This is a genomic window from Leptolyngbya sp. FACHB-36 (assembly GCF_014695955.1).
Classification (GTDB): Bacteria; Cyanobacteriota; Cyanobacteriia; order Leptolyngbyales; family Leptolyngbyaceae; genus FACHB-36.
In genome coordinates, this window is sequence record NZ_JACJPG010000126.1 from 1 (window position 1) to 3,054 (window position 3,054).

Genomic DNA, 3,054 nt, shown 5'->3' on the forward strand with positions numbered 1-3,054 from the left:
CTTAGAGACGATCGCCTTCTCGTCAACGTCTTTCCTCATCTCTCAGCATCTCATCATCCTGAATAGACCAAAGGTTTCGGTCAATGGCAAAGCCCTTCGCCCATATTCGTCCGGTTACGGATGCGTTTCCCCACTCCCTAAATCCTTAATTGCGTTAATATTATTTAACATAGTAGATCTCGTTAGAATAGTAGAAAGCTCTGCACCCTGGTAAGGAGGAACAGCCCCGGTGAATAAGCGGTGGAGAAATGTAGGACTGTACACGCTGTTAGCGATCGTCGTTGTCTCTTTGGCAACGGCGTTTTTCGATAAGCCCCCTTCAACGAAGGAGACTTGGCGCTACAGCGAGTTTATTGAGAAAGTCCAAGAAAGAAAGATTGAGAAAGTTCAGATCAGCTCCGATCGCTCTCTGGCACGAGTTCGCGATGGCAACAATTTTATCATCGTCAACTTGCCGAACGACCCGGAACTGATCAACATCCTGACGACGAATGGCGTTGACATTTCCGTACTGCCCCAGAGCGACGAAGGCTTCTGGTTCAAGGCTTTAAGCAGCTTGTTCTTCCCAGTGCTGCTGCTGGTGGGCTTGTTCTTCCTGCTCCGCCGTGCCCAGAATGGTCCAGGCAGCCAGGCAATGAACTTCGGCAAGTCTAAGGCGCGGGTTCAGATGGAGCCGCAAACTCAGGTGACCTTTGGCGACGTGGCGGGGATTGACCAAGCAAAGCTGGAACTCAACGAAGTCGTAGACTTCTTGAAGAACGCCGATCGCTTTACTGCTGTCGGTGCCAAGATTCCCAAAGGGGTGCTGCTAGTTGGACCTCCAGGAACGGGTAAAACCCTTCTGGCGCGTGCGGTTGCTGGGGAAGCGGGCGTGCCCTTCTTCTCGATCTCTGGCTCTGAGTTCGTGGAAATGTTCGTTGGGGTCGGCGCGTCTCGCGTGCGCGACTTGTTCGAGCAGGCAAAAGCCAATGCACCTTGCATCGTGTTCATCGATGAAATTGACGCGGTAGGTCGTCAGCGCGGCGCGGGTCTCGGCGGCGGCAACGACGAACGGGAGCAAACCCTGAACCAACTGCTAACGGAGATGGACGGCTTCGAGGGCAACACGGGTATTATCATCATCGCGGCGACAAACCGTCCCGATGTGCTAGATGCTGCGCTGCTGCGTCCGGGTCGGTTTGACCGTCAAGTGGTGGTCGATCGTCCCGACTATGCAGGTCGTCTGGAAATCCTCAACGTCCATGCTCGCGGCAAAACCCTGGCAAAGGATGTGGACTTGGAGAAGATTGCACGTCGGACGCCCGGCTTCACTGGAGCGGACTTGTCCAACTTGCTGAATGAAGCGGCAATTCTGGCAGCGCGTCGCAACCTGACCGAAATTTCGATGGATGAAGTGAACGATGCGATCGATCGCGTCCTCGCAGGTCCAGAGAAGAAAGATCGCGTCATGAGCGAGAAGCGCAAGGAACTGGTGGCGTACCACGAAGCGGGTCACGCGCTCGTTGGTGCTTTGATGCCCGACTACGACCCCGTGCAGAAAATCAGCATCATTCCTCGCGGTCGTGCAGGCGGTTTGACCTGGTTTACCCCCAGCGAAGACCGGATGGATTCGGGTCTGTACTCCCGCTCCTATCTGCAAAACCAGATGGCGGTTGCTCTAGGTGGACGACTGGCTGAAGAAATCATCTTTGGCGAAGAAGAAGTCACCACGGGTGCTTCCAACGACTTGCAGCAGGTGGCGCGGGTGGCGCGGCAGATGGTGACGCGCTTTGGTATGAGCGATCGCCTCGGTCCAGTGGCGCTGGGTCGTCAGCAGGGCAATATGTTCCTGGGACGCGATATTTCCGCAGAGCGTGACTTCTCTGAGGAAACAGCCGCCGCGATCGACGACGAAGTTCGCAATCTGGTAGACCAGGCGTATCGTCGCTGTAAGGCAGTACTGGAAAGCAACCGCCACGTGCTGGATCAGCTAGCGCAAATGCTAATTGAGAAGGAAACGGTGGATGCAGAAGAACTGCAAGAGCTACTGGAAACCAATGACGTGAAGGTGGCTGCACTAGCGTAAGCGTTCTTGATCTAATCACTGGTTAGAAAGGGCGGCTCTGGATTCAGAGCCGCCCTTCATTTATCTGGGATACCTGACGCTGCCTTTTCCCGTCCCAAAACAGCAACACCCAGCGTCACCAGAGAAATTCCAAGAATTTGCTTGAGTTGCAGCGTTTCGTGGATGGTCAGCCACGCAAGAAACGTTGTGAGGGCAGGATTGCTGACCCCAATGATTGCCGCGATCGCAGCGCTCGTCATTTGAATCCCATAGTTGTAGAACAGCTGCCCCATCAGCGTCAGCACGCCCGTCACCGCGCTCATGCCCCACAGCACGCCCCAGGCGGCGGGTGGCACCTCGACGCGAATAAAGATAAGGCTGAAACTGGTCAGCAACAGTCCAACTGCAAAGCTGATCAGCGTGAACGGCACCGGATGCAGCGATCTGAAGCAGGTTTGCGCAAGAATGCTTTGCACCGAATAGCAGACGCTTGCGGCAAGTGCCGCTACCACACCTAGCAGCACTTTCCCCTCAATGGTGGTCGTCAAGTTGGGCGCGATGAGAACGCTGCCCGTAAACACCATTGCAACAATGATCAAGCGCAGCAGGCTAGGACGATCGCCAAACAGCTTCCACGACAGTAGCGCTGTAATCGCCGGATGAATGAACAGCAGAGCAGTAGCCACTCCGGTAGGAATCGTGGCGATCGCGACAAACAAGAGCCCCAGTGACAAAAACAAAAAGCTGCTGCTGCAGACAACCCGCAGCAGCAGCGATCGGTGTTCAGGCTCGAAAAGTCGCCGGACATCTGACCAAACGGACGGATAAATTCGTGGGGCAACCACGAGCATCAGCGGCAGCATAAACAGCGTCCGCATCTGCAACACTAGCAGCGAGTTTGCAGGACTCGACTCCAAAACGCCGCCAAACAGCACCCAGCCCAAAATGAAACTCTCAACGAAGAGAATTCGCACTAGCACATTTTGGGTGGCGAGGCACAGAGACCCCAG

At 55.1% G+C, this 3,054-nt stretch carries 2 protein-coding genes; one reads left to right on the forward strand and one right to left on the reverse strand.

The window, feature by feature from the left end; all coding sequences use genetic code 11:
* The first annotated feature begins 229 nt into the window (after positions 1-229).
* On the forward strand, positions 230-2,065 hold the full coding sequence (gene ftsH3, locus H6F43_RS01775) for an ATP-dependent zinc metalloprotease FtsH3 (RefSeq protein WP_190340305.1): 1,836 nt from the start codon (positions 230-232) through the stop codon (positions 2,063-2,065).
* Between the two features lie 56 nt (positions 2,066-2,121).
* On the opposite strand, the gene H6F43_RS01780 is transcribed toward ftsH3, so the two are convergent.
* On the reverse strand, positions 2,122-3,054 hold a 933-nt coding region (locus H6F43_RS01780; RefSeq protein ID WP_190340306.1), incomplete at its 5' end, for a DMT family transporter.